At 71.4% G+C, this 22,321-nt stretch carries 21 protein-coding genes and 2 pseudogenes; 8 read left to right on the top strand and 15 right to left on the bottom strand.

What is annotated here, in order from left to right; genetic code table 11:
* Together AB0M03_RS25910 and AB0M03_RS25905 are read right to left on the bottom strand one after the other, a co-directional pair.
* Positions 1-190: pseudogene (locus tag AB0M03_RS25910) on the bottom strand (AraC family transcriptional regulator); the annotation flags it as partial.
* Positions 191-286: 96 nt separating this feature from the next.
* A complete protein-coding gene (locus tag AB0M03_RS25905) occupies positions 287-3,043 on the bottom strand; it encodes a heavy metal translocating P-type ATPase (RefSeq protein ID WP_363494811.1) in 2,757 nt (918 codons plus the stop codon).
* Between the two features lie 195 nt (positions 3,044-3,238).
* On the opposite strand from AB0M03_RS25905, the gene AB0M03_RS25900 reads away from it, so the two are divergent.
* The 3 genes from AB0M03_RS25900 to AB0M03_RS25890 are packed head-to-tail and all read left to right on the top strand — an operon-like array spanning position 3,239 to position 4,029.
* Positions 3,239-3,514, top strand: coding sequence for an SHOCT domain-containing protein (locus AB0M03_RS25900; RefSeq protein ID WP_363494809.1), 276 nt, complete (start codon positions 3,239-3,241; stop codon positions 3,512-3,514).
* Positions 3,515-3,563: 49 nt separating this feature from the next.
* Positions 3,564-3,815: a DUF2933 domain-containing protein gene (locus AB0M03_RS25895; RefSeq protein WP_363494807.1), complete on the top strand. Its 252-nt coding sequence runs from the start codon at positions 3,564-3,566 to the stop codon at positions 3,813-3,815.
* Between the two features lie 10 nt (positions 3,816-3,825).
* Positions 3,826-4,029 (top strand): hypothetical protein, encoded by a 204-nt coding sequence (locus tag AB0M03_RS25890; protein WP_363494805.1) that lies wholly within the window; start codon positions 3,826-3,828, stop codon positions 4,027-4,029.
* Between the two features lie 233 nt (positions 4,030-4,262).
* Here AB0M03_RS25890 and AB0M03_RS25885 read toward each other — a convergent pair whose 3' ends face one another.
* Together AB0M03_RS25885 and AB0M03_RS25880 are read right to left on the bottom strand one after the other, a co-directional pair.
* On the bottom strand, positions 4,263-6,506 hold the full coding sequence (locus AB0M03_RS25885; RefSeq protein WP_363494803.1) for a heavy metal translocating P-type ATPase: 2,244 nt from the start codon (positions 6,504-6,506) through the stop codon (positions 4,263-4,265).
* Between the two features lie 125 nt (positions 6,507-6,631).
* Positions 6,632-6,913, bottom strand: coding sequence for a heavy metal-associated domain-containing protein (locus AB0M03_RS25880; protein WP_363494801.1), 282 nt, complete (start codon positions 6,911-6,913; stop codon positions 6,632-6,634).
* A 434-nt stretch (positions 6,914-7,347) separates the two neighbouring features.
* Here AB0M03_RS25880 and AB0M03_RS25875 point away from each other — a divergent pair.
* Positions 7,348-7,635: pseudogene (locus AB0M03_RS25875) on the top strand (hypothetical protein); the annotation flags it as partial.
* A 301-nt stretch (positions 7,636-7,936) separates the two neighbouring features.
* Here AB0M03_RS25875 and AB0M03_RS25870 read toward each other — a convergent pair.
* Positions 7,937-8,089 carry a hypothetical protein gene (locus AB0M03_RS25870; protein WP_363494820.1) on the bottom strand — a complete coding sequence of 51 codons (153 nt, stop codon included), beginning with the start codon at positions 8,087-8,089 and terminating at the stop codon, positions 7,937-7,939.
* A gap of 180 nt (positions 8,090-8,269) precedes the next feature.
* Between AB0M03_RS25870 and AB0M03_RS25865 the strand changes: the two genes are divergently transcribed.
* From AB0M03_RS25865 to AB0M03_RS25850, 4 genes are all read left to right on the top strand, one after another.
* The gene (locus AB0M03_RS25865) at positions 8,270-8,566 is read left to right on the top strand and encodes a metal-sensitive transcriptional regulator (RefSeq protein WP_363494818.1); all 297 of its coding nucleotides are present in this window, start codon (positions 8,270-8,272) and stop codon (positions 8,564-8,566) included.
* Between the two features lie 37 nt (positions 8,567-8,603).
* Positions 8,604-9,593 (top strand): hypothetical protein, encoded by a 990-nt coding sequence (locus AB0M03_RS25860; protein WP_363494799.1) that lies wholly within the window; start codon positions 8,604-8,606, stop codon positions 9,591-9,593.
* A gap of 323 nt (positions 9,594-9,916) precedes the next feature.
* The gene (locus AB0M03_RS25855) at positions 9,917-10,285 is read left to right on the top strand and encodes a BlaI/MecI/CopY family transcriptional regulator (RefSeq protein WP_363494797.1); all 369 of its coding nucleotides are present in this window, start codon (positions 9,917-9,919) and stop codon (positions 10,283-10,285) included.
* Positions 10,286-10,365: 80 nt separating this feature from the next.
* Positions 10,366-11,196: a M56 family metallopeptidase gene (locus AB0M03_RS25850; RefSeq protein WP_363494795.1), complete on the top strand. Its 831-nt coding sequence runs from the start codon at positions 10,366-10,368 to the stop codon at positions 11,194-11,196.
* Positions 11,197-11,237: 41 nt separating this feature from the next.
* On the opposite strand, the gene AB0M03_RS25845 is transcribed toward AB0M03_RS25850, so the two are convergent.
* The 10 genes from AB0M03_RS25845 to AB0M03_RS25800 all read right to left on the bottom strand — a co-directional run bounded on the left by AB0M03_RS25845 (position 11,238) and on the right by AB0M03_RS25800 (position 22,312).
* On the bottom strand, positions 11,238-12,047 hold the full coding sequence (locus tag AB0M03_RS25845; RefSeq protein WP_363494793.1) for an MOSC N-terminal beta barrel domain-containing protein: 810 nt from the start codon (positions 12,045-12,047) through the stop codon (positions 11,238-11,240).
* Between the two features lie 104 nt (positions 12,048-12,151).
* On the bottom strand, positions 12,152-13,315 hold the full coding sequence (locus AB0M03_RS25840; protein ID WP_363494791.1) for a 3-deoxy-7-phosphoheptulonate synthase: 1,164 nt from the start codon (positions 13,313-13,315) through the stop codon (positions 12,152-12,154).
* Between the two features lie 137 nt (positions 13,316-13,452).
* Positions 13,453-15,111 carry an AMP-binding protein gene (locus tag AB0M03_RS25835; RefSeq protein ID WP_363494789.1) on the bottom strand — a complete coding sequence of 553 codons (1,659 nt, stop codon included), beginning with the start codon at positions 15,109-15,111 and terminating at the stop codon, positions 13,453-13,455.
* 50 nt (positions 15,112-15,161) lie between these two features.
* A complete protein-coding gene (locus AB0M03_RS25830) occupies positions 15,162-16,484 on the bottom strand; it encodes a salicylate synthase (protein ID WP_363494787.1) in 1,323 nt (440 codons plus the stop codon).
* Positions 16,485-16,612: 128 nt separating this feature from the next.
* On the bottom strand, positions 16,613-17,374 hold the full coding sequence (locus tag AB0M03_RS25825; RefSeq protein ID WP_363494785.1) for an alpha/beta fold hydrolase: 762 nt from the start codon (positions 17,372-17,374) through the stop codon (positions 16,613-16,615).
* Complete coding sequence (locus AB0M03_RS25820; protein WP_363494783.1) at positions 17,371-19,017, bottom strand: condensation domain-containing protein; 1,647 nt, start codon at positions 19,015-19,017, stop codon at positions 17,371-17,373. The genes AB0M03_RS25825 and AB0M03_RS25820 overlap by 4 nt, the downstream gene beginning before the upstream one ends.
* The gene (locus AB0M03_RS25815; RefSeq protein ID WP_363494781.1) at positions 19,014-19,559 is read right to left on the bottom strand and encodes a flavin reductase family protein; all 546 of its coding nucleotides are present in this window, start codon (positions 19,557-19,559) and stop codon (positions 19,014-19,016) included. Before AB0M03_RS25815 ends, AB0M03_RS25820 begins: the two co-directional genes overlap by 4 nt.
* 19 nt (positions 19,560-19,578) lie before the next feature.
* Positions 19,579-20,034, bottom strand: coding sequence for an SRPBCC family protein (locus tag AB0M03_RS25810; protein WP_363494779.1), 456 nt, complete (start codon positions 20,032-20,034; stop codon positions 19,579-19,581).
* A complete protein-coding gene (locus AB0M03_RS25805) occupies positions 20,031-21,269 on the bottom strand; it encodes an aminotransferase class III-fold pyridoxal phosphate-dependent enzyme (protein ID WP_363494777.1) in 1,239 nt (412 codons plus the stop codon). Before AB0M03_RS25805 ends, AB0M03_RS25810 begins: the two co-directional genes overlap by 4 nt.
* Positions 21,266-22,312 (bottom strand): SDR family oxidoreductase, encoded by a 1,047-nt coding sequence (locus AB0M03_RS25800; RefSeq protein WP_363494775.1) that lies wholly within the window; start codon positions 22,310-22,312, stop codon positions 21,266-21,268. The genes AB0M03_RS25805 and AB0M03_RS25800 overlap by 4 nt, the downstream gene beginning before the upstream one ends.
* Positions 22,313-22,321 lie beyond the last annotated feature (9 nt).

Below are 22,321 nucleotides of genomic sequence, written 5' to 3'. Positions count from 1 at the left end.
GGTGGGCGTGCAGCAGGCGGGCGGCCCGGTCCAGCGTGGTGGCTTCGAGCAGGCGGGCGTCCAGGAGGTCGCGCAGGTCGTGGGCGATGCCCCGGTCCGGCGGGCCCGCGGGGACGGTCAGCCGGGGGCGCAGGTGCTCGCGCAGGCGCTCGCCGATCAGGGCCAGCCGGCTCTCCGCCTCCAGTTCGTCAGTCGAAGCCCCCGGTGGCGGCGTCGCCCAGCGTGCCCCCCGCACGGGAGTCCCGGACATCACCACTGACCCCGGGCACTGCCGTGGTACTGGCGATCACCGTGCGGGATCGCCGTGTGCGCCGTACTGGTCGGGATCGGCATCGTAGGCGGCAGCACAGTGCGGGGAGCAGAAGTAGACGGTGCCGTGGGGGGTGACTCGGGATTCGGCCGCCGTGTCCGGCCTGATGTTCATGCCGCACACGGGATCGGTGACCGCCGCAGCCTCCTGCTGCGCCGGCTCGTCGGCGTGGTCGTCCGACACCTCCACCCGCGGTTCTACGTGTTTGGCCCCGGTCCGGGGCAGGGCCTGGGGGTGCCAGCGGCGGAGCCGGTTGGAGTTGGTCACGACGGACAGGGAGGACAGGGCCATGGCGGCGGCTGCGATGATCGGGCTGAGGCGGACGCCCCAGATCGGGTAGAGGACGCCGGCGGCGACGGGGATGCCGACGGCGTTGTAGACGAGGGCGAAGAACAGGTTCTGGCGGATGTTGCGCATGGTGGCTCGCGAGAGCCGGACGGCGGTCGTCACGCCGGCCAGGGAGCCGGAGATGAGGGTGACGTCGGCGGCCTCGATCGCGACGTCGGTGCCGGTGCCGATCGCCAGGCCGACATCGGCGGCGGCGAGTGCCGGGGCGTCGTTGATGCCGTCTCCGACCATCCCGACCGTGCGGTTCTCGGCCTGGAGGCGGCGGACCTCGTCGGCCTTGTGCTCGGGCAGCACCTCGGCCAGAACCCGGGAAATGCCGATCTCTGCGGCGATGGCCGCCGCGGTGCGCCGGTTGTCGCCGGTGAGCATCACCACGTCGAGGCCCTGGTTCTGCAGGTCCGCCACCGCCTGGGAGGAGTCCGGTTTGACCGTGTCGGCGACGGCCAGCACCCCGGCCGGCCGTCCGTCGACCGCGGCGAGGACCGGTGTCCTGCCGCGGGCCGACAGTTCGGCTGCCGTGTCCTCCAGAGCCGAGGTGTCGATGGCGACGTCGGAGAGCAGGCGCCGACTGCCGATCAGGACAGCCCGCCCGTCGACGGTTGCCTGGACGCCCTTGCCGGTGACGGAGTCGAACGCCGTGGCGTCCGGCACGGTCAGCCCGCGTTCGCGGGCGCCGGCCACAATCGCGGAGGCAAGCGGGTGTTCGCTGAGCGCTTCGGCCCCGGCCACCAGCCGCAGCAGCTCCGCTTCGTCGAAGCCCTCCACTGCGTGGAGATCGGTCAGCACCGGGGTGCCGGCCGTCACGGTGCCGGTCTTGTCGAGGACGACGGTGTCGAGCTTGTGCGCGGTCTCCAACGCCTCCGCGGAGCGGATCAGGATGCCCGCCTGTGCGCCCTTGCCGGTGCCGACCATGATCGACAGCGGGGTGGCCAGTCCCAGCGCGCACGGGCAGGCGATGATCAGCACCGCGACCGCCGACACCAGCGCCAGGGTGAAGGCCGGGGACGGGCCGACCGTGAACCAGACGGCGAACGTCACGATCGCGATCGCGATCACGGCCGGTACGAAGTACGCGGAGACGGCGTCGGCGAGGCGCTGGATGGGAGCCTTGGACGCCTGCGCCTGCCGCACCAGACGGATGATCTGGGCGAGCATCGTGTCCGTGCCGACCTTGCTCGCACGCACCCGCAGGGAGCCCGTTCCGTTGACGGTGGCGCCGATCACCGTGTCCCCGGGGTGCTTGGTCACCGGCATTGGTTCCCCGGTCACCATCGACTCGTCCACCGCCGACGAACCGGAGATCACTTCCGCGTCCACCGGTATCTTCTCCCCGGGTCGCACGACGACCTCGTCACCGACCACCACGTCCTCGACCGGGATCTCCTGTTCCGTACCGTCACGGATCACCCGGGCGGTCCGTGCCTGCAGGCCCAGCAGGGCGCGTATCGCCTCACCCGTGCCGGCCTTGGCCCGGGCCTCCAGCAGCCGGCCGAGCACGATCAGCGTGAGGATCACGCCGACCGCCTCGAAGTACACCTCCCGCACGTCCTCCGGCAGCAGGCCGGGTGCGAGGGTGACCAGCAGGCTGTAGCCGTAGGCGGCACTCGTGCCCAACGTGATCAGCGAGTTCATGTCCGCGCCGCGGTGGACAAGTGTCAGCCAGCCGATCCGGTGGATCGGCCAACCCGTGTAGAACATCACCGGGGTGATCAACGCCAGTTGCCACCAGTGGTTCAGCATCCAAGCGGGCACCCAGTCCGCGCCGAACACCTCGTGCGCCATCACCGCGAACAGCACCGGTGCGGTCAGCACAGCCCCCAGCACCACCCGCCGCGTGAGGTCCACGATCTCCGCTCGGCGCTCCGCCGCCTCGGCGTCCTCCCCCTCCACCGACTCCTGCGTGCCCGGGACAAGCTCCGCCCGCACAGCAGTCGGGTCTTGGCCCTGTCCGTCGCCGGTACCGGCAGCGGCGAGCCCGCCGCTATGACCGCTATCGCCACCGGGCTCGCCGTCGGGTTCGACCAGAAGAGTGCCGTGGATCATGTTCATCCCGCAGGCGAACCCGAAGGAGCCGGCCTCAGCGGGCACGAACGACACCGTCGTGCGCTGATAGGCGGGCAACGCAGAACTCACCCGCAGGTCCGGGAAGACCACCCTCGAGGTGCACTCGCCGCTCTCCTGCCGGTCGAAGACCAGTTCCGTCGGCACCCCCTGGCGCAGCCTGATCACGTCCGGCTTGTAGCCGCCGCGCACCGTGACATCAACTCGCTGCACCCGGCCCTCCAGCCGGGCGGAGGAGGCGCGGCGGGGTCCGAAGAAGTACCACCCCAAGGCGCCGATCAGCACGGCGGCGGCCACGACGACGATCACATCGGCGACTCCCATGACGCCACCTCCCGCTCGCGGTCCGTCCTTCCACTGTCCCCCCGTGCTACCCCCTGGGGGTAGGGGTCCATCGTCGGCAGGACGGGACCGATCGGCCCATGCCGACGCTGCCCGGGTGGAGGAGCGTTGAAGGTGGGAGACCGGAACGGAGGACTACCGGGCCGGTCGGCCACGAGGCATTGGGAGGTGTCCGCGATGAGGTACTGGCACGACGGCGGTATGAGCGGCTGGGGCTGGTTCGGGATGAGCCTCGGGATGCTGCTGTTCACCGCACTTCTCGTCATCGGCGGCGTCCTGCTCTTCCGGGCGCTGGACCGCACGACCTCTCGCCCCGCGCCGCCTGCGCCGCCGACCGCCCCCGGCCCCACGCCGCCCGAGCAGCTGCTCGCCGAGCGGTTCGCCCGCGGTGAGATCGACGACCAGGAGTACCGCAAGAGGCTCGCCGCACTACGTGAGACCGCACACCCGTGAGCCGGTGCACCGGGACCGGTGCGAAGGCTCCTCGACTCGGGAGCCCGTCATGACGAACAACAGGAACTACGGCTTGTACGCCGTTGCGGTCGCCATCGCCGTCGTCGGTGCGCTCGCCCTCGGCGTCCCGGTCGGCACCCTCGCCCTGCTCGGCATCGTCGCCGTCTGCCCGCTGATGATGTTCTTCATGATGCGCGGCATGCACGGCATGGGTGACGACGACCGGCACCGCCACGACACCGACGACCGCGACCCGTTCCGTACGAGGGACGACCACCACGACCACCCCCTCCCCCGGTGAGGTGAGCACCGTGGGCGCCGCCCTCGCCATCGCGGCCGCCGCACTCGTCCTCGCAGCCGTCCTCTATGACGCGGCCCGCCTCGCCCGCCCCGACGAGGCCCGCCGGCCGCCGCTGGCACGGCTGCGCGGACGGCGCGCCGCGCTGGAGGCCGCCGAGACCTGGTGCGCCGGGCTGCGGATCCACGGCCGCATCGACCAGGCGGCCTACCAGTAGCTTCCGCGCCGCCGTCGAGCGTCAGTTGATACGCCACCCGACAAGGGCGAGCTGGTCGCCCCGTAGCGCGATGGGCCGCCACGCAGGTGCGTTGAAGGCCGAGAACGGCGTGCAGACGGCAAGGGTCAGGCGCCGGCGACCTGCCGGCGGGCACGCAGCTCGGCCGCCAACCCCGTGCCCGGCACCGCAGGGGCGGCACCGGGCACGGGGTTGGCGGCCGCGGGTCGGACGGTTCAGCGGAAGGTGCGGAGCCGGAGGCTGTTGCCGACCACGAAGACCGAGGAGAAGGCCATCGCCGCACCGGCGATCATCGGGTTGAGCAGCCCGGCGGCCGCCAGCGGGAGGGCGGCGACGTTGTAGCCGAAGGCCCAGAACAGGTTGCTCTTGATGGTGGCCAGGGTCCTGCGGGAGAGCCGGATGGCGTCGGCGGCCGAGCGCAGGTCGCCCCGGACCAGGGTCAGGTCGGCGGCCTCGATGGCCGCGTCGGTGCCGGTCCCCATGGCCAGACCGAGATCGGCCTGGGCCAGCGCTGCGGCGTCGTTGACCCCGTCGCCGACCATCGCGACGACCCGGCCCTCGGCCTGCAGCCGCCGGACGACGGCCACCTTGTCCTGCGGCAGCACCTCGGCGATCACGTCCTCCGCGGTGATCCCGACCTCGGCCGCGACCGCCCGGGCGACGGCGGCGTTGTCGCCGGTGAGCAGCACCGGCCGCAGGCCGAGCTTCCGCAGCCGGGCGACGGCCTCGGCGCTGGTGTCCTTGACCGCGTCGGCGACCTCCAGGACGGCCCGGGCCTCGCCGTCCCAGCCGACGGCGATCGCGGTGCGCCCGGCGGCCTCGGCGTTGCGCTTGGCCTCGGCGAGCGACTCCGGCAGGTACTGCGCCCAGTCGGCGAGCAGTGCCTCGCGGCCGGCGACCACCGCGTGGCCGTCCACCACGCCCTGGACGCCCAGGCCTGGAACGTTCTCGAAGCCCTCGACGGCGAGCAGGGTGCCGGTGCGCTCGGCGGCCGCTGCGGCGACGGCGGCGGCGATCGGGTGCTCGGAGGCGTGCTCCAGGGCGCCGGCCAGCCGCAGCGCCTCCTGCTCGGTGGTGCCCTCGGCGGTGTGGACGGCGAGCAGGGTCATCCGGCCGGTGGTGACGGTGCCGGTCTTGTCGAGGACGACGGTGTCGACGCGGCGGGTGTTCTCCAGCACCTCGGGGCCCTTGATCAGGACACCCAGCTGGGCGCCGCGCCCGGTGCCGACGAGCAGGGCGGTCGGGGTGGCCAGGCCGAGGGCGCACGGGCAGGCGATGATCAGCACGGCGACGGCGGCGGTGAAGGCCGCCGTCCAGCCCTCGCCGGTGCCGAGCCAGTAGCCGAGGGTGGCCAGTGCCAGGGTGATGACGATCGGGACGAAGACGGCGGAGATCCGGTCGGCGAGGCGCTGGGCGGCGGCCTTGCCGCTCTGCGCGTCCTCGACGAGCTTGGCCATCCGGGCGAGCTGGGTGTCGGCGCCGACCCGGGTGGCGCGGACGACCAGGCGGCCGCCGGCGTTGACGGTGGCGCCGGTGACGGAGTCGCCCGCGCCGACCTCGACGGGGACGGACTCGCCGGTGAGCATCGAGGCGTCCACCGCGGACGTGCCCTCGGCCACCACTCCGTCGGTGGCGATCTTCTCGCCGGGTCGGACCACGAACAGTTCGCCGACGGCGAGTTCGGCGATCGGGACGCGGACCTCGGCGCCGCCGCGCAGTGCGGTGACGTCCTTGGCGCCCAGCTGCAGCAGTGCCTTGAGCGCGGCGCCCGCGGTGCGCTTGGAGCGGGCCTCGAAGTAGCGGCCGGCCAGGATGAAGGCGGTGACGCCGGCGGCGGCCTCCAGGTAGATGTTGGACGAGCCGTCGCCGCGGGCGACGGTGAACTCGAAGCCGTGCCGCATGCCGGGCATGCCGGCGTGGCCGAAGAACAGGGCCCAGAGCGACCAGAGGAACGCAGCGCCGGTGCCCAGTGAGACCAGGGTGTCCATGGTCGCGGCGCCGTGTCGGGCGTTGGTCCAGGCGGCCCGGTGGAAGGGCCAGGCCGCGTAGGTGACGACCGGGGCAGCGAGGGTCAGCGAGAGCCACTGCCAGTTGTCGAACTGGAGGGCGGGCACCATCGCCATGGCGATCACCGGGACGGCCAGGACGAGCGCGGTGATCAGCCGCTGGCGCAGCGGGGCCAGTTCGTCCGGAGCGTCGGGCTCCGTGCCGGCGGCCTCGGTGACGGCCGGGCGGGGCAGCACGGCGGTGTAACCGGTTGCCTCGACGGTGGCGATCAGGTCGGCGACCTCGACCGCGCCCTCCACCGTCACCCTGGCCTTCTCGGTGGCGTAGTTGACGGTGGCGGTGACGCCCTCCATCCGGTTGAGCTTCTTCTCGATCCGGGCGGCACACGAGGCACACGTCATGCCGCCGATCTCGAGTTCCACCTCGGTGGAGGCGGGGGCTTGGGTGGTCATCCGGGCTCCTCGTGGTCGTCGGACGGGGTACGGAAGGTCCGGGACCCGGCACCCCTTGGGGTGGGGCTGCGGGTCCCGGACCGGTCGGCCGTCGGCCGCAGCTCGCGGCTCGGTCCGGTCGGGGGTCAGGCGCGGCCGGTCAGCTCGTAGCCCGCGTCGTCGATGGCGGCACGCAGGGCCTCTTCGTCCGGCTCGGCCTCGGCGGAGACGGTCACCCGGCCGGCCGGGACGTCCACGCGGACGGCAGTGACGCCGGGGAGCGCGGAGACCGCCTTGCCGACCGCCTGTTCGCAGTGGCCGCAGGTCATTCCGGCGACCGCGTAGACGGTGGTGACGGGCGCCTTCTCGACCGTGTCGGTGGCGGCGGCGGTGGTCGAGCAGCAGGTGCCTTCGGTGGAGCAGCTCATGGGATTCCTCCGTGGTGGTCAGCCGCATGTGTCGGCGCTTCTCTCGATTCCCCGGCGATACCTGGTGGGGGTATCGCCGGGCGGCGATGCCTTTATACCCCTGGGGGGTATGCAGCGCAACCCTAGCCCGGAGCCTCGGACACGACTGCACTTACGGCCGGCGGCCGCATCTCCGAGCGGCAGCAGGGCGTAAGGGCGGGCGTGTTCCACGCGTCCACGGCAGGGAAGGCGTCGGTGCCGTCCGGCCGTCGAATCGAGGGCAGAGCCGGACCCGCCGGTCGGCACCGCCGACCTGAGCTCCACCCTCACCGGCGGGTGGAGACCCCGGCAATGACATCCACCCCGCAGATCCGGACGGTGCGGCCGAGGACGGGGCGAGGCGATGGAGGCGCGGCGGCGGGATCGGAAGACGGGCAGCGCGGCAGGGCGGAGCCATGGAGACGGGCGGGGCCGGATCAGTGGTGCGGCCCGGCGGGCCGGCGGCCGAATCTGTGGGTAGATGTCATTGCGGCCACCGTGCACGGCGAACCAGGCTGGTCTGCATGATCGACAGTGTGACCACCACCGAAGCCGCGCCCGGGTCCGCCCGCCTCGTGGTGATAGCCGTCCAGGACGGAGTGCAGATGCTCGACCTGGCCGGGCCGCTGGACGTGTTCGCCGAGGCCGCCGGATGCACGGGCGGGTACGAGGTGCGGGTCGCCTCGCCGGGCGGCCGACCGGTACGGGCCTCCGGCGGCGTGCGCATCGCGGTGGACACCGCGCTCGCCTTGGTGGAGGAAGACCACGGCGCCGACCTCGCCCGGCGGATCGGCAAGCTCTTCCCGGTCTACCTGCGACGTCCCGGCGGCCAGGCACAGTTCGCCACCACCGCTCGCCCCGCCGACGTCGGCCACCAAGGGCTGCGCGAGGTGATCCGGGCGGTGGCCGACGATCCGGCAGGCGACCATCGCACCGAGCGGCTCGCCGAGCGGGCCCGGATGAGCCCGCGCCACTTCTCCCGGACCTTCACCCGCGACCTCGGCGTCACCCCCCGGCCGCTACCTCGAACAGGTCCGGGTGCGCGCCGCCCAGCGGCTGCTGGAGGAGACCGACGCCGACACCGAGGCGGTCCGCCCGGCGCTCGGGCTTCGGCTCGGCCGAGACCATGCGGCGCGCCTTCCAGCGAACCCTCGGCATCCCGCCCTCCGCATACCGGGAGCGGTTCCGCTCGGCGTGCCCGGTGGACCACCGCAGCGGGACGACGAAGGCAGCTACCCCCTAGGGGTATCCAGGGGGGTACTCGCAGGTAGCCGTCCCACCTTGACTGCATACCCCCAGGGGGTATCTAATTCAAAGCAGCGGACGACCTGCGCGACGATCCCGGGAGACCTCATGACCGGCTACCACCATGAAAAGGATCAGATCCTGCGCAGGCTGCGCCGGGTGGAGGGCCAGATCCGCGGACTGCAGCGAATGGTCGACACGGACGGCTACTGCATCGACGTACTCACCCAGGTCTCGGCCGCCACCAAGGCACTCCAGTCGGTGGCCCTCCAACTGCTCGACGACCACCTCGGGCACTGCGTCCAGGACGCGATCGCCAAGGGCGGCGCCGAGGCCGACGCCGAGGTCGCCGAAGCCGCCCGGGCCATCGCGCGCCTGATGCGCGCCTGACCCCACTCCCCCAGTAGCCCCTCCGAGGAGCCCCGCCATGAACACCGCCCTGAAGATCACCGCCTTCGTCGCCGGTGTGACCGTCGTCTTCGGCGCCTCCTACGGCGTCGGCCACGCCACCGGCAACAGCACGCCGGCGACTCGGCAGGCCGGTACGGCCGCCCACGCCGGGCACACCCCTACCAATCCCGCCCGGACAGTGACCGCAGCCCAAGCCGCCGAGCATCCACCAGGCGGTCTCCAGATCTCCGAACACGGCTACACGCTCGGACTGGAGAACTCCTTCGTCACCGCCGGTGCGCCGACCGAACTGAAGTTCCGGGTGCTCGGCCCGGACGGCCGCCCGGTCACCGAATACCGCACGGCGCACGAGAAAGAACTGCACCTGATCGTCGCTCCGCGCGACCTCGCCACCTTCCAGCACCTGCACCCCGTCCGCGCCGCCGACGGCACCTGGAGCGCGCCGGTCGCGCTGCCAGCCGCCGGGGAGTACCGGGTCTTCGCCGACTTCACCCCGGCCGGCGCCATCGAGGGCCTCACCCTGGGCGCCGACCTGCACGCCGCCGGCGAGCTGCGCCCCGCCGCACTGCCGCAGACCGGACGGACCGTCACCGTCGACGGCTACACCGTCACTCTGGACGGCAATCTCACCCCGGGCCGGGCCGGGCGGCTCACCCTCACCGTCAGTCGCGACGGGCACCCGGTCGCCGACCTCCAGCCGTACCTGGGCGCGGCCGGCCACCTGGTCGCGCTGCGTGCCGGGGACCTCGCCTACCTCCACGTCCACCCCGACGGCGAGGGCATCACCGGCGGTCCGGCCGTCTCCTTCACCACCACCGCACCCAGCGCCGGCGACTACCGGCTCTTCCTGGACTTCAAGCACCAGGACACCGTGCACACCGCCGCCTTCACCTTCCCTGTAACCACCGATTCCCCGGCACCCTCGGGCACCACTGCGCCACCGGCAGCGGCAACGTCGGCGAGCGGGGCAACCCCCACCGCCCACGGCGAGGGGCACCAGCACTGACGCACGTTTTGCCCGAACAGCCCAGGCTCAGAGGACCATCACCATGTCGAAGGCCAGGAACAGCATCGTCACGGTGTGTGGCACACGTGAAGCCGGCGCTCCTCCGCCTGATGCGAGAACGGCCCCTGTCCAACAGCCAGTCGGACAGGGAACCCTGTCACCAAGCAGCGAGACCTGGGAGTTCGGGCAGCCCATTCCAAGCCGCGTCCATGGACCGCACCTGCCGTCCACGACCCTAAGAGGGCGCAGGCGGCATACTCGAATTCGCATGTGCCGCCTACGATGGATCGCGACAGTGGGCCACGGGAAACGGAGCGGCAGGCGTGCGAAGGCTGGGGGACCTCGAGGCCCAGATCATGGACCGGTTGTGGTCATGGGGCCCGGCGACTGTTCGCGAGATCGTGGACGACCTCAACAGGGAGCGTCCGCTGGCCTACAACACGGTGATGACCGTGGCCGACATCCTCCACGGCAAGGGAATGCTGCGCCGTGAAAAGGTGGGCCGGGCATGGCTCTACGAGCCGACGCGCAGCCGGGAGTCCTACACGGCGGCGCTCATGGAGGACGCCCTGGGCGCGAGCTCCGACCGCTCCAGCGCTCTTGCCTACTTCGTCGAACGGATCAGCCCCGATGAGCAGGAGGCCCTGAGGCAGGCCCTGCGATCGCTCACGGGCCGCGCCGAGCCACAGTGATCGCTTCCGTCGTCCTGGGCGTGTACGCCGTGGCTGTCGGGTTCGTCGTCCCACGGTTACTCGTCCGGGCGAAGTGGCCGTTGCGTGCACCCGGTACGGCGATCGCACTCTGGCAGGCACTGATGGTCTCGTTCGTCATCAGCGTCGCGCTCGCCTGGTACCACGTGACCGCTTCCGGTCAGCACCTGCACGGATTGCTCGGCTCGGTGGAGCAGTGGATCAACGGTGCACCGAAGAAGGCCACCGCCGATGGCGTTTCCGCGGAGGGCATCGGGCTCCTGGTACCGGTCGGTCTCACCGCGGTGTGGCCCGCCGCCTGGTTCGTCCGGGTCGCCGTCTCCGATGCCCGTCGCAGGCACCGCCACACAGAACTGCTGGACCTGGTCGGCCGGACGGAACCCGCGCTGGGAGCCGTCGTCGTCGACCACGACACACCGGCCGCGTACTGCCTGCCGGGGCGGCCGAGCAGAGTCGTCCTGACCAGCGAGGCGGTGCGCTGCCTGACCCCTGCACAGTTGCAGGCGATCCTCGCCCATGAGCGCGCCCATCTGGCGGGCCGCCACCACCTGCTGTCGGCAGTCTCCGAGGCGTTCGCTCGGGCCTACTCCGTGGTGCCGCTGGCCCGTGTCGCGCGGGAACGCACAGCCGAACTCCTGGAGATGGTCTGTGACGACCGCGCCGTGCGCACCGCGGACGCGCGGGCACTGGCGGACGCGATGTGCGAGGTCGCCGCAGGCGGCGCGCCGGAGGCCGCATTCGGGGCCGGCGGTTCGGCCGTGCTGGCCCGCCTGCGGCGCCTGTTGCAGCCGAGTGAGCCCCTCCGTCCGATCACGCGCTTCGCCATCGTGTTGCTCGGTGCGATGGCGGCCGCACTCCCGTACTTCATCTCGTGCGGGCCCGTGATCGGCTGAGGGTGGCTCCCAGGTCCGGGACTGCCGGTGGTGATGTCCGCTCACTCCAACAGCACGGGGTCGCCCTTGGCGATCCGCCCGGGGACGAGCACCTCGGCGTGCACGCCTGCGCAAGGGTGAAGTCCCATACCCGGCAGCGGCTCGAGCCGGTTGTGCTGCGCTGGCACCCGGAGGGCATCCAGGTCTCGCGGCAGCCGGCCGTGGGCGAGGGTCGGGATGGCGCAGCGCGGTGTGGGAACGGCCACCCTCAGACGCAGCTGCGGACCGATCGCCAGTTCCCGGCCGATCCATGCGTTCTCGACGAATCCTTCCTCGGAGGTGTCGATGACGAGGTTGGGGCGGTAGCGCTGGACTTCGACACTGCCGCGCGGGCTGAGTTTGCCGATCCGGTCCAGGGTTGCGGTGGTGAGCAGGTGCAGAGTGGAGTAGTCGAAGAAGGTTCCGGGCGGCAACTCGATGGCGTGGAGCCCGACTTCCACCTCGATGCCCGAGTCCAGGACCTCGTTCGGGTTCGCGCGGTCGATGACGGCCTTCGACGGCGGCTCGGTGGCGAGGGCGACGGGGCGCCCGACGACCTGCGACAGGTCGTCGTGGCTGACGTCCGCGCCGTCCGGGCCGGTGATGCGGACACCGCCGTCCCCCGTGGCCGATGCCGAGAGTGTCAGCAGGTTCCGCCACAGCCGCGGGTTCTTCGCGCTGGCGACCTTGCCGGTCTCCGTGTCGAGCAGGGCGTGCGTCCGGTCACCGTCGAGGCCGCGTGCGGTGATGTCAGCAGCGGGCAGTTCCTCTCCCAGCATCGACTTCACCGGGTAGCGCCACAGCGCTCCGATGGTTCCTACGCGTGTCGTCATGTCGTCGTTCCTTCCGGCCGTGCCGATCGGGTGGGGACTGTGCGTGCTTGCCAGGGGTCGTTCTGTGGCTCGTTCCGCGGCGATGCAGGGGGTCCTGCAGCCGCTCACGGCCGGAAGAGCATCCGGATGAGCTCGTGAGCCTGCTCGGGGTTGAGGCGGGGGTCGCAGAGGGTTGTGTAGCGCCGGTTGAGGGCGCGCTCGCCGCGGACGCCCGCACCGAGGCATTCGGTGACGTCGGTGGCCGCCGTCTCCAGGTGCAGGCCGCCCGGGTGGGCCCCGTGCCGCTCGAGTACCTGCAGGAACACGGCCGCTTCTTCGGCGATGTGCCGCAGATGCCGGGTCTTGATGCCGCCAGGGGTGCGCTCGGTGTTGCCGTGCATGGGGTCGACGGCCCAGATGACCGGGTGGCCGGCGTTGCGGACCGCGTCGACGATCCCCGGCATGACTTCTGCGGCCCGGGTACGGCCCAGCCGCAGGATGAGGGTCAGCCGGCCCGGGCTGCGCTCGGGGTCGAGTCGCCCGCACAGCCTGACGACCTCTGCGGGGCCGGCGCCCGGCCCGATCTTGCAGGCGACCGGGTTCTGGACGGCGGCCAGCATTTCGACGTGCGCGGAGTCGGGTTGGCGGGTGCGTTCCCCGATCCAGGGCAGATGGGTGGACGCGAGGTACTCCCTCCCGTCCGGAGTGCTGCGGACGAGCGGCCCTTCGTAGTCGACGACGAGCGCCTCGTGGCTCGTCCAAGGACCTGAGGCTGCCGGCGGATCGCCGGCGGCTGCCCGCTGGTGCCGAACCTCGCGCAGGTGGTCCGCGACGCGGGCAGCAGCCCCGTAGGCGTGGACCATCCGGCGCGGGTCGTGCTGTCTGGCCTCGGGGCTCGGCTCCTCGGAGTTCACCATGTGGCCGCGGAAGGACGGAAGTTCGGATCCCCCGTACTGCTCGGTCGCTGCCGAGCGCGGTTTGGCGAACTGCCCTCCGATGCGACCGACCCGGACGACGTCCTGGCCCGTCCGGGCGGCCATGAGGTCTCCGAGGGCATCCAGGGCGGAGATCTTGTCGTCGATGTGCCGGGGTGTCTGTTCGGCGAGGCTCTCGGCACAGTCGCCGGCCTGGAGCAGCCGGGCCCGTCCTGCGGCTACTGCTGCCAACTGCCCGCGGAGTTCGGCTATCTCGGTGGGCAGTGCGAGCGGTGCTGCCCGCATCAGGGTGCGACGGGCAGCGGCGTAGGCGGCGTGGTCGCGCCAGTCGGGCTGCTGTTCGGCGGGCAGCATGTCCCAGACGAGCGGTCGGCCTGCGGCAAGGAGCCCGGGGCCTTGTGACGGAACGGAAGACATGGGAAGTCGCTCTCCGAGGGCTTGTGGCCGGTCGCGAAACGTAGGAGTCGCTGCTCTGCTGCCTCGTCCCTCGATCAGCCCGCTTTCCGTGCTTCGGCGACGGCGGTCGAGATCCGCTCCGTCAGCTCCCGCTTGTTGATCTTCCCCACCGTGGTGAGCGGCAAGGCGTCCACCAGTTCGACGCGGTCGGGCAGCTTGTAGGTCGCGAGGCCGCGCGAGGCGAGGAAGTCGACCGCGTCGGCATGGGACAGGCCGGCTCCCCCGGCAACCACGAAGGCGCATATCCGCTCGCCGAAATCCGGGTCCGGCATCGGTACGACGGCGACTTCGCGCACGGCGGGGTGGGCCAGGAGTTCGTTCTCCAGCTCCTCGGCGGCGACCTTCTCACCGCCCTTGTTGATGACCTCCTTCGTCCTGCCCAGGGCCACGAGGTTGCCGTCCGGGCGGAGGCGGACGAGGTCGCCGGTGCGGTAGAAGCCGTCGGCGGTGAAAGCCGTGTCGTTGTGGTCTCCGGCGAGGTAGTAGCCCCGCAGGGTGTAAGGGCCGCGGGTCAGCAGTTGCCCTGCCTCCCCGACGGGAACCTCCCGGTCGTTCTCGTCGACGATCCGGATCTCGTCGGCGGGGGACAGCGGTCGGCCCTGGGTGGTTGCGACGACCTCGTCGGGGTCGTCGAGCCGCGTGTAGTTGAGCAGTCCCTCCCCCATGCCGAAAACCTGCTGCAGTCGGCAGCCGAGGGTGCTGCGCACCCTTCGGGCGGCCTCGGCCGGCAGCTTGGCGCCGCCCACCTGGAGCACCTCGAGCGTGGACAGGTCGTCGTCCAGCCACTCCACGGCCTGCATCCACAGCATCGCCAGTGGGGGGACGAGGGCCGTCATGGTGACGCCCTCCTGCTCGATCAGCGAGAAGGCCCGGTCCGGACTGCCGTCGGCAGCGAGCACCACTCGGCCACCCGCGTGCAGAGTGCCGAGGACGCCGGGGCAGCCGAGCGCGAAGTTGTGCGCAGCAGGAAGTACCGCCAGGTAGACCGTGTCGCGGTCCAGCCCGCACACCTCGGCGCTGGCAGTCACGTTGTAGGCGTAATCGGTGTGCGTTCTGGGGATCAGCTTGGGCTGGCCGGTGGTACCGCCGGAGAGCAGGAAGAACGCGACGTCCTCCGAACCGAACGCCTCGGCGCCGTGGAACGAAGCCGTGGCGGTACCTTCCGGTTCGTGATCGGCCGGAGCGTCGAGTGCGCCGAGGGGCACGAATTCGGCCGGGTCGCCGACCACGATGACGTGCTGCAGTGCGGGGGCGTGCTGCGTGACCTGGCGGGCGAGGTCGCGGTAGTCGAAGCCGAGGGACCGGTCGGCGATGATGTAGGCCTTCGCCTCGGTGAGGGCGCTGAGTGCGCCGGTCTCGTGCTCCCGATGGGCGGGGAGGGCGAGAACGGGCAGTGCGCCGAGCCGGCAGAGGGCGAAGAGCACGGGAAGGAACTCGAGGACGTTGGGCAGCTGAACGACGACCCTGTCCCCCGCAGCGATGCCCAGTCGGCGGAAGCCGTGGGCCAGCCGATCGGCCCATCGGTCCAACTCCCGGTAGGTGAGCCGGCGGTCGCCGTCGGTCAGGGCCACCCTGTCGCCGTGGGCGTCGGCCCAGGCGGCGAGCAGTCCGCCGAGGGTGACGTCGCGCCAATAGCCCTCTGCGCGGTACTTGTTCGCCAGTTCTTCCGGCCGTGGCACGAACCCGTCGAGCATCTGCGTTGACCTTCTCTTGTCGGTGGGCTGTCGGTGGGGGGCGTCGTGCCTCAGGAGCCCTGCGCCGGGCCGATCACGTGGGGAGCCACGCTGGAGAGCTTCTCGCGGGTCTCCTCCAGCTCCCGTTCCGGGTTCGAGTCCGCGACGATGCCGGCTCCGGCGCGCAACCACGCACGGCCGTCCTGCTCGTAGAGCGCGCGGAGGACCAGTGCCGCGTCCATGGAGCCGTCGCTCGACGCGGTGAGGACGGCTCCGGAGTAGAGGCCGCGGGGCTCGGGTTCCAGGCGGACGATGCGCTCGTAGGCTGCCTCCTTGGGAACTCCGGAGGCGGTGATCGCCGGGAACAGCGCCGCCAGGGCGTCCCAGGCCGACTTTCCGGGGGCGAGCTGCCCGATGACGCGCGAGCCGAGGTGCTGGACGGCGCCCCGCGGCTTGATGCTCATGAAGTCGCTCACGACCACGGAGTCGGGGTCGCACACCGTGAGCAGTTCCTCGTGGCCCAGTTTCACGGAGATGGCGTGCTCGTAGATCTCCTTGGCGTCCGTGAGGAGTTCCTCGCGCAGCCGGGCGTCCTGCTCGTCGCCGAGTCCGCGGGCCCGCGTGCCTGCCAGGGGCTGGGTGGAGACGGCACCGTCGGCATCGACCTCGACCACGGTCTCCGGGCTGAAGCCCATCGCACGCCAGCCGCCGAGGTCGAGCAGGAAGGATCGGGCGGGGGTGTTGTTCCGGCGGCCGTTCAGGTAGGTCGCACAGATGTCGACGGGTCCCGAAACGGGGACCGGCCGGGAAATGATCACCTTCTGTAGCTCGCCGCGCCGGATGTCCTCGACGGCGACGGCGACGGACTTCTTGTACGCCTCTGCGCCGTAGGCATCGATCGGGACGGACGCCGGGGTGCCGTCCGGCTCGGGCTGCGCGGTTTCCAGGAGCGCGCGGATCGCTTCGGTCACCGACGGTTCGGTCGCGCGGATCGCGGCCTGACCGGACCGGAGCCTCACCTCGGTCTGCGGCACGATGAGGTGGAGGAGCGGGGTCCCGGCAGGTGCCTCGGCCTGTCGACGAGTCAGGTAGCTGAGCTCGAAGGCCATCCAGCCGTACGCGGTCCAGTCGGTGACCGGCAGGCGGCCGAGAGCGGCCTGCACCTGCGCGAGCGGGCGGTTCCCGACCGGCTCGACGCTCTCCTCCCCGTTCCGGCGGACGCGGATTTCGGCGGAGTCGAGGACGATCTCGGCGAGTGCCCCTCCGGCGTAACACCACTCCCCTTCGCGTTCGTAGACGACGTGGCCGTCGTGGAGCCCTGCCCGGGCGAGGGTGGTGGCGGCGACGAGCGGGTCGAAGTGCCCTGTGATCGTCTCGTCCTTGTAGTGGTCCATTCCTGCCCCCGTTCCGGCGCCGGTGCGGCGCGCGCTTGCGGATCCACCGGTCCGTTGCCGGTGGGCCTGTCGTTCGGTCGATGTCTTTGTGCTGTGCTCGTGCGTCGTGCTGTGCTCGTGCGTCGGCGTTACGGGCCGACCAGAAGCCGTGCGGTGATGAGGGCGGCGACGTCCTGGGTGTGCTCGCTGAGGAAGAAGTGACTGCCGGGAATGACGTGCAAGGTGCAGCCACCGGTGGTGTGGTGCTTCCAGTCCCGGGCCTCGTCGAGGGTGGTCCTGGGGTCGTCGTCACCGGTCAGGACGGCGATGGGGCAGCTGGGTTCCGTTCCGGGGCGGTGGCGGTAGGTCTCGATCGCCTGGTAGTCCCGACGGATGGCCGGCAGGAGCGCCTGCATGACCTCGTGGTCGTCGAGGAGCTCCGGGGCGGTACCGCCCAACTGGCGGAGCTCCTCCAGCAGCGCCCGGTCCCCCCTCAGGTGGACGTTCTCCTCCCGCCGGCGGCTGGGCGCCCGCCGGCCGGAGGCGAACAGTACGACGGGCGAGAACCCGGCCCGGCGTTCGAGACGCCGGGCCGTCTCGTAGGCGAGGACCGCTCCCATGCTGTGCCCGAAGAACGCCAGTGGTCCTCCGTCCAGGATCGGTGCCAGTGCTCCGACGATCCCGTCGGCCAGTTCGTCGATGTCCACCGATCCGGGCTCCGACCTGCGGTCCTGCCGGCCCGGGTACTGCACGGCGTGCACGTCCACATACGGGGAGAGCGCCCGGGACATCGGGAAGTAGAACCCGGCCGCGCCACCCGCGTGCGGGAAGCAGATCAGGCGGACCGCGGCGTCGTCCGCCTGGTGGAAGCGCCTGAGCCATCGGGACCGGGTGGCGACGGCTGCGTTCATCGCACACCGCCTGCGACCGGTGGAACGGGACACGTCCATTCGGTGTCGGGTGCGCCGAGCCACTCGAGCAGCTGCCGGTAGCCGCGCATCATGTCGTCCAGCAGGGCGTCCGGGAAGAGTTCGTCCACGGCGTCCCAGGCGAGGAGTACCGAATCGTCGGTGCGGTAGACCTGGTGGTCGAGCCAGACCTGGGGCGTCTGGGAGAGCATCCAGGTCAGCTCGCCGAGTTCGGCGCGGAACTGCGGTCCGACGAAGTCGGAGCCGAGGTTGCACGCGAAGACGACGGGAGCTCCCGCCCGCTTGCCGCCGTTGGCGCGCCTGAGGTCCCGCAGGACGTTCAGGGTGGAGTACTGGGCGTGCGAGGCGCTCTGCTGGAGCTGCTGCTGCAGTTCGCGCACTCGGTCCGCGAACGGAGTCCGCCGGCCGAGATCGACGTGGAGCAGCACCAGGTTGGTGAAGTCGGCGACCATTTCGGAGACCGCGGGGTGCAGTGGCTGCCGGTCGAAGAGCGGCACGTTGAGCAGGAAGTCCGGGTCGTCGCTCCAGGCACCCAGGGTCTCGGCGTAGGCGGTTGCGAGGACCATCGCGGGCGTGAGGCCGTGCTCGCGGGCCCGGGCGGTGATCCGCAGCCATTCCGGAGTGCCGAGCACGAAGCTGCGCCGGGAGAACCGCGGTCGGCCGATCTCCTCGGGCCGCTTGGCCAGCGGCAGCCGCGGGCCTTCGAGGGGGAGGCCGGGGATCCGGTCCTTCCAGTAGTCCTTGGCCTCGGTGAGCGGGCTGCCCGTCGTACCGGGGGTCTCGCTCCAGGCCCGGTAGTCCGCCAGGTACTGCGCGAAGCCGTAGCCGGGCGCCGGGGCCTGGCGCCCGGGTTCCCGGTATGCCTCGGCGAGATCGGTCAGCAGGACCTCGATGCTGGCGACGTCCGCCACCAGGAGGTCGACGTTGGCGTGGATCCGGGTCCGGCCGCCCGGGAGCAGCGACAGCTGCACGTCGAGCACTTCGGCGTTGGCGACGTCCAGTCGCCTGTGCGACAGCCGGTCCCGTACGGTCTCGAGCATCCGCTCGGCCGTCGGGGCGTCGACCGCGGTGAGGTCGTGGACGGTGAGGCCCTTCCAGGGGCTCCGCTCGGCGATCTGCTGGCGCCCGTCGTCGAGGAACCTCGCACGCAGCATCTCGTGGCGCTCGAGTACCTGGCGTACGGCTTCCTCCAGGCGGCGCGGGTCGACGGTGCTGCCGTCGAATTCCATGTAGGCGTGGCACCCCACGCCGCCGAGGGTCATCTCGTCGCCGCGGCCGATCCAGTAGGCGCGCTGCACCGGGGTGAGGTCGAACGCGGCGCCGGAGTCGACGGTGCGAAGGGCGGTGCCGGCACTCGCGGTGCTCGGCGCGGAGCGGGTCGTGAGCAGCTCGTGCCAGCGTTCCACGGTGGGCTGCTCGGCCAGGTCCTGGAAGGTGACGTCCGCGCCGGCGCGGCGCCAGCCGCCCGCCAGTCTCATCATCCTGATGGAGTCCATGCCGTGGCGGATCAGGTTGTCGCCGTCGGGTATCGAGTCGGCGGGGACCTCGAGCAGGTCGGCCACCGTGTTTCGGATGTCCTCCCTGGAGAGTTCTGCGGCGGGGCGTGCGGATCGGGTTCTGGTCATGGGCGGTCCATCGTGTGGGCGGTGTCGAGGGGAAGGGACGTTTCGGGGAGGGCGTGGTGTGCGGTGCGGTGGTATCCGTACCGGCCGTGGTGCCACACGAGGGACTGGCCGTCGGCCCGGGACAGGTCGAGCACTTCTCCCAGCACGATCGTGTGATCGCCGCCGGGCACCGTCGAGTGCACCCGGCAGGTGAGCCAGCCCAGTGCATGACGGAGCACGGGAGATCCGTCGACGAGGTGGTGGTCGGTGTCGGCGAACTTCTCCTCGGCGGGCCGGTCGGTGGCGAACACGCCGGCGGTCCGTTCGTGGGCTTCGTGCAGGAGGTTGACGGCGAACCGGTTGTTGCGGCGGATGGCGTGCAGCGTCCCGGATCCGTTGCCGATGCACACCAGCAGCAGGAGGGGTTGCAGCGACAGCGAGCAGACGCTGCTCGCCGTCATGCCGGCACGACCGGCCGGGCCGTCCGTCGTGATGACGCAGACGCCCGCCGGCATGCTGCCCAGGAGGTCTCGGAAGGCCCGTCGGCTGTCCACGTCGGTCACCGGCGCCTGCTCCGCCCTGTCACGGTCGCTCCCCGAAGGTCGTCGACGGCCCGTTGAGGCCGGACAGGATCCGCTGGAGGTTCTCGACCAGCGCACGCTCGGCGATCGGGTCGAGGATGGCGGCGAGGCTGGCCATGCCGAGGTCGAATTCGGCGTCGAACCGGATGGTCACGTGGTCCGGGTGGTCCTCGACCTTCCAGGTGCCGTCGAAGGACGCGAAGTCCCCCGTCGTCTGGGCGAAGGTGATGGAACGCGATTCCTGGTCGATGATCTCGTTCTCGGTCCAACGGAGGATTCCGTTGCGGAAGTTGACCGCCCACTGGGAGTCGATCACGCCGTCGTCGCGGTGGGTGACCTGCACCTCGCGGACGGCGTCGGTGAACTCGGGGTAGCGCTCGAAGTCGGACAGCCGGGTGAAGACCGTGTCGGCGTCGGCGTCGTGGACGAATGCCTCGAGGGTGACCTGGCGCGTCACAGGGTTCCTTCCAGGGTGCTGGCGGCGGCGTCGAAGGCGGTGAGCAGCCAGTCGACGTCGCTCGGGGTGAGTACGGCGGGCGGGGTGAAGCGCAGGACCTTGTGCGCGTTGAGGCTGTGGTTGACGAGGACGCCGTGGTCGTGGAGTTCCATGACGAAGGCGCCGGCCGTGTGCTCGTCCTTGAACTCCATGCCGATGAGCAGGCCCGGGCCACGGATCTCCGTGACCAGTTCCGGGCAGCGTTCGGCGACGATCCGGGCCAGCTCGCCGGTGAGGGTGCGGCCCAGTGCGGCAGCGCGCTCGACCATGCCCTCGCCCGCGATGGTCTCGACGGCGGCGCGGGCCGCGGCCATGGCGATGGGCGACGCCGCGAAGGTCGAGGTGTGCAGGAACGGATCGCGGTTGAACGGTTCGTAGGCGGCGTCGGTGGCCACCATGGCCGCGACGGGCACGACGCCTCCGCTCAGGCCCTTGCCGACGAGCAGCACGTCGGGGGTGACGTGCTCGCGGTCGGCGCCCCACCAGGTGCCCAGCCGGCCGAGGCCGGTCTGGATCTCGTCCAGGACCAGCAGGGCTCCGCGTTCCCGGCAGATCCGCTGTGCCTCGGTGAGGTAGCCGTCCGGTGGGACGACCACGCCTCCTTCTCCCTGGACCGGTTCGAGGACCAGGCAGGTGTCGGCGGTGACGGAGTCGGCGAGCGCCTGCACGTCGCCGTAGGGGACGTGCGCGACCTGCGGCAGCAGCGGTCGGAAGGGGGCCTGGTAGAGCTCCTTCGCGGTGAGGGAGAGTGCTCCCATCGTCTTGCCGTGGAAGCCTCCGCCCGCCGAGACGAGCCGGTCCTTGCCGTGTGCGCGGGCCAGCTTGATGGCCGCCTCGACGGCCTCGGCGCCGGAGTTCACGAAGTGCACGCGCTCCAGCCCCGGGGGTGTGACGGCGGCCAGCGCCTCGGCGGCGCGCGCCGCCGTCGGCTCCAGCAGCAGCCGGGTCGACATCGGATGCGTCCGGGCCTGCGCCACCACCGCGTCCACGACGGCCGGATGGGTGTGCCCCACCAGGAACACCCCGTATCCGCCGCAGTCGAGGAAGCGCCTGCCGTCGGCGCCGAAGACGTGCGCGGCGTGCGACGAGACCTCCTGGTCGCCGCCGGTCAGTTCGGCGAGACTGGCACGGCCCTTGCTGAGATGCCGGCGGTAGAGGTCGACGACGGCGGCATGCGTCTGCTCCGTTGCGGTCATGCGGCCACCTCGCTGGGGCGGACCAGGCGCTTGGCCTGGGCGTAGTGGCGCATGGAGGCGGTGAAGGCGTCCTCCAGGTTCTGCGCGGAGAACGGGGTGACGCCGGGGACGTGTCCGTAGGTGCTGGGGAACGGCTCGACGGCGTTGAACAGGGCGGTCATGGCCAGCATGTCGTCGAAGCGACGGCGCTGGGCCCGGGGCAGCGCGTCGATGAACACCGGGCGGATCAGCCGGTCGACCATGTCGTGGGAGACGAAGCGCGGTGTGTCCGGGCTCAGGCCGAGGCTTCGGCCCAGCGCCAGACCCAGCTCGACGATCCGGCCGGCGGTCGGCGCGGCCCGGCCGCCCGTCACCCAGTACTCGCCCCCGGTCGTCCCCGTGCGCACCAGATGGGCGATGACGTCGGCGACGAGGTCCTGCGGGACGAAGTCGATCCTGGAGGCCGGCTCCAGCGGGAGCATCGGAAGCGTGTTCTTCAGCAGGGCTCCGGCGATGGTGTGCAGTCCCTGGAACTGCGAGATCCGGCCGGTGACGGAGTTACCGATCACCACGGAGGGGCGGACGATGTTGACGGGAACACCCGACGCCAGGACCGCCTGCTCGGCGACGCGCTTGCTGTCCAGGTAGACCTCCGGACGGGCACTGCCGTACCCGGCCACGGCGAGGTCCCGACGGGCCACGAAGGCGGTGCTGACGTGCTGCAGTGGTGCCTGCGCCTGCCGGGCGAAGGCCAGGACGTTCTCGGTACCGCGGACGTTCAGCTCGTGGGTCTGTTCCGCGTCGATGCTGAAGCCGGTGACTGCGGCGCAGTGCACGACGACGTCGATCCGGTCGGCCAGCTCCTGGTAGGACGACCGGTCGAGGCCGAAGAACGGGCGGGTCAGGTCGCCGCGGACGCGGACCGTCCGGTGGCCGGGGACCGGCGTGTTGTGGGTGAGGCAGACGACGGTGTGCTCGGTCATCCGGGCCAGCACCGCCTGGCCGACGACGCCGCTGGCTCCGGTGAGAAGAATGGTCGGAGCGGGCTTCTGGTTCTCTGACATGTGGGTTCG

Source organism: Kitasatospora sp. NPDC051914 (assembly GCF_040680995.1).
Classification (GTDB): domain Bacteria; phylum Actinomycetota; class Actinomycetes; order Streptomycetales; family Streptomycetaceae; genus Kitasatospora.
The sequence above is the reverse complement of the archived record's forward strand: the minus strand, read 5'-3'. Positions and strand labels throughout refer to the sequence as shown.

Excerpts from the sequence above, each read along its gene's own strand:
- AB0M03_RS25830 (WP_363494787.1), bottom strand. The coding sequence starts at position 16,484 with ATGGACCACTACAAGGACGAGACGATCACAGGGCACTTCGACCCGCTC.
- AB0M03_RS25905 (WP_363494811.1), bottom strand. The coding sequence starts at position 3,043 with ATGGGAGTCGCCGATGTGATCGTCGTCGTGGCCGCCGCCGTGCTGATC.
- AB0M03_RS25825 (WP_363494785.1), bottom strand. The coding sequence starts at position 17,374 with ATGAACGCAGCCGTCGCCACCCGGTCCCGATGGCTCAGGCGCTTCCAC.
- AB0M03_RS25835 (WP_363494789.1), bottom strand. The coding sequence starts at position 15,111 with ATGCTCGACGGGTTCGTGCCACGGCCGGAAGAACTGGCGAACAAGTAC.
- AB0M03_RS25870 (WP_363494820.1), bottom strand. The coding sequence starts at position 8,089 with ATGCCGAGGGTTCGCTGGAAGGCGCGCCGCATGGTCTCGGCCGAGCCG.
- AB0M03_RS25820 (WP_363494783.1), bottom strand. The coding sequence starts at position 19,017 with ATGACCAGAACCCGATCCGCACGCCCCGCCGCAGAACTCTCCAGGGAG.
- AB0M03_RS25895 (WP_363494807.1), top strand. The coding sequence starts at position 3,564 with ATGACGAACAACAGGAACTACGGCTTGTACGCCGTTGCGGTCGCCATC.
- AB0M03_RS25860 (WP_363494799.1), top strand. The coding sequence starts at position 8,604 with ATGAACACCGCCCTGAAGATCACCGCCTTCGTCGCCGGTGTGACCGTC.
- AB0M03_RS25840 (WP_363494791.1), bottom strand. The coding sequence starts at position 13,315 with ATGCTGCCCGCCGAACAGCAGCCCGACTGGCGCGACCACGCCGCCTAC.
- AB0M03_RS25800 (WP_363494775.1), bottom strand. The coding sequence starts at position 22,312 with ATGTCAGAGAACCAGAAGCCCGCTCCGACCATTCTTCTCACCGGAGCC.
- AB0M03_RS25805 (WP_363494777.1), bottom strand. The coding sequence starts at position 21,269 with ATGACCGCAACGGAGCAGACGCATGCCGCCGTCGTCGACCTCTACCGC.
- AB0M03_RS25845 (WP_363494793.1), bottom strand. The coding sequence starts at position 12,047 with ATGACGACACGCGTAGGAACCATCGGAGCGCTGTGGCGCTACCCGGTG.
- AB0M03_RS25900 (WP_363494809.1), top strand. The coding sequence starts at position 3,239 with ATGAGGTACTGGCACGACGGCGGTATGAGCGGCTGGGGCTGGTTCGGG.
- AB0M03_RS25880 (WP_363494801.1), bottom strand. The coding sequence starts at position 6,913 with ATGAGCTGCTCCACCGAAGGCACCTGCTGCTCGACCACCGCCGCCGCC.
- AB0M03_RS25885 (WP_363494803.1), bottom strand. The coding sequence starts at position 6,506 with ATGACCACCCAAGCCCCCGCCTCCACCGAGGTGGAACTCGAGATCGGC.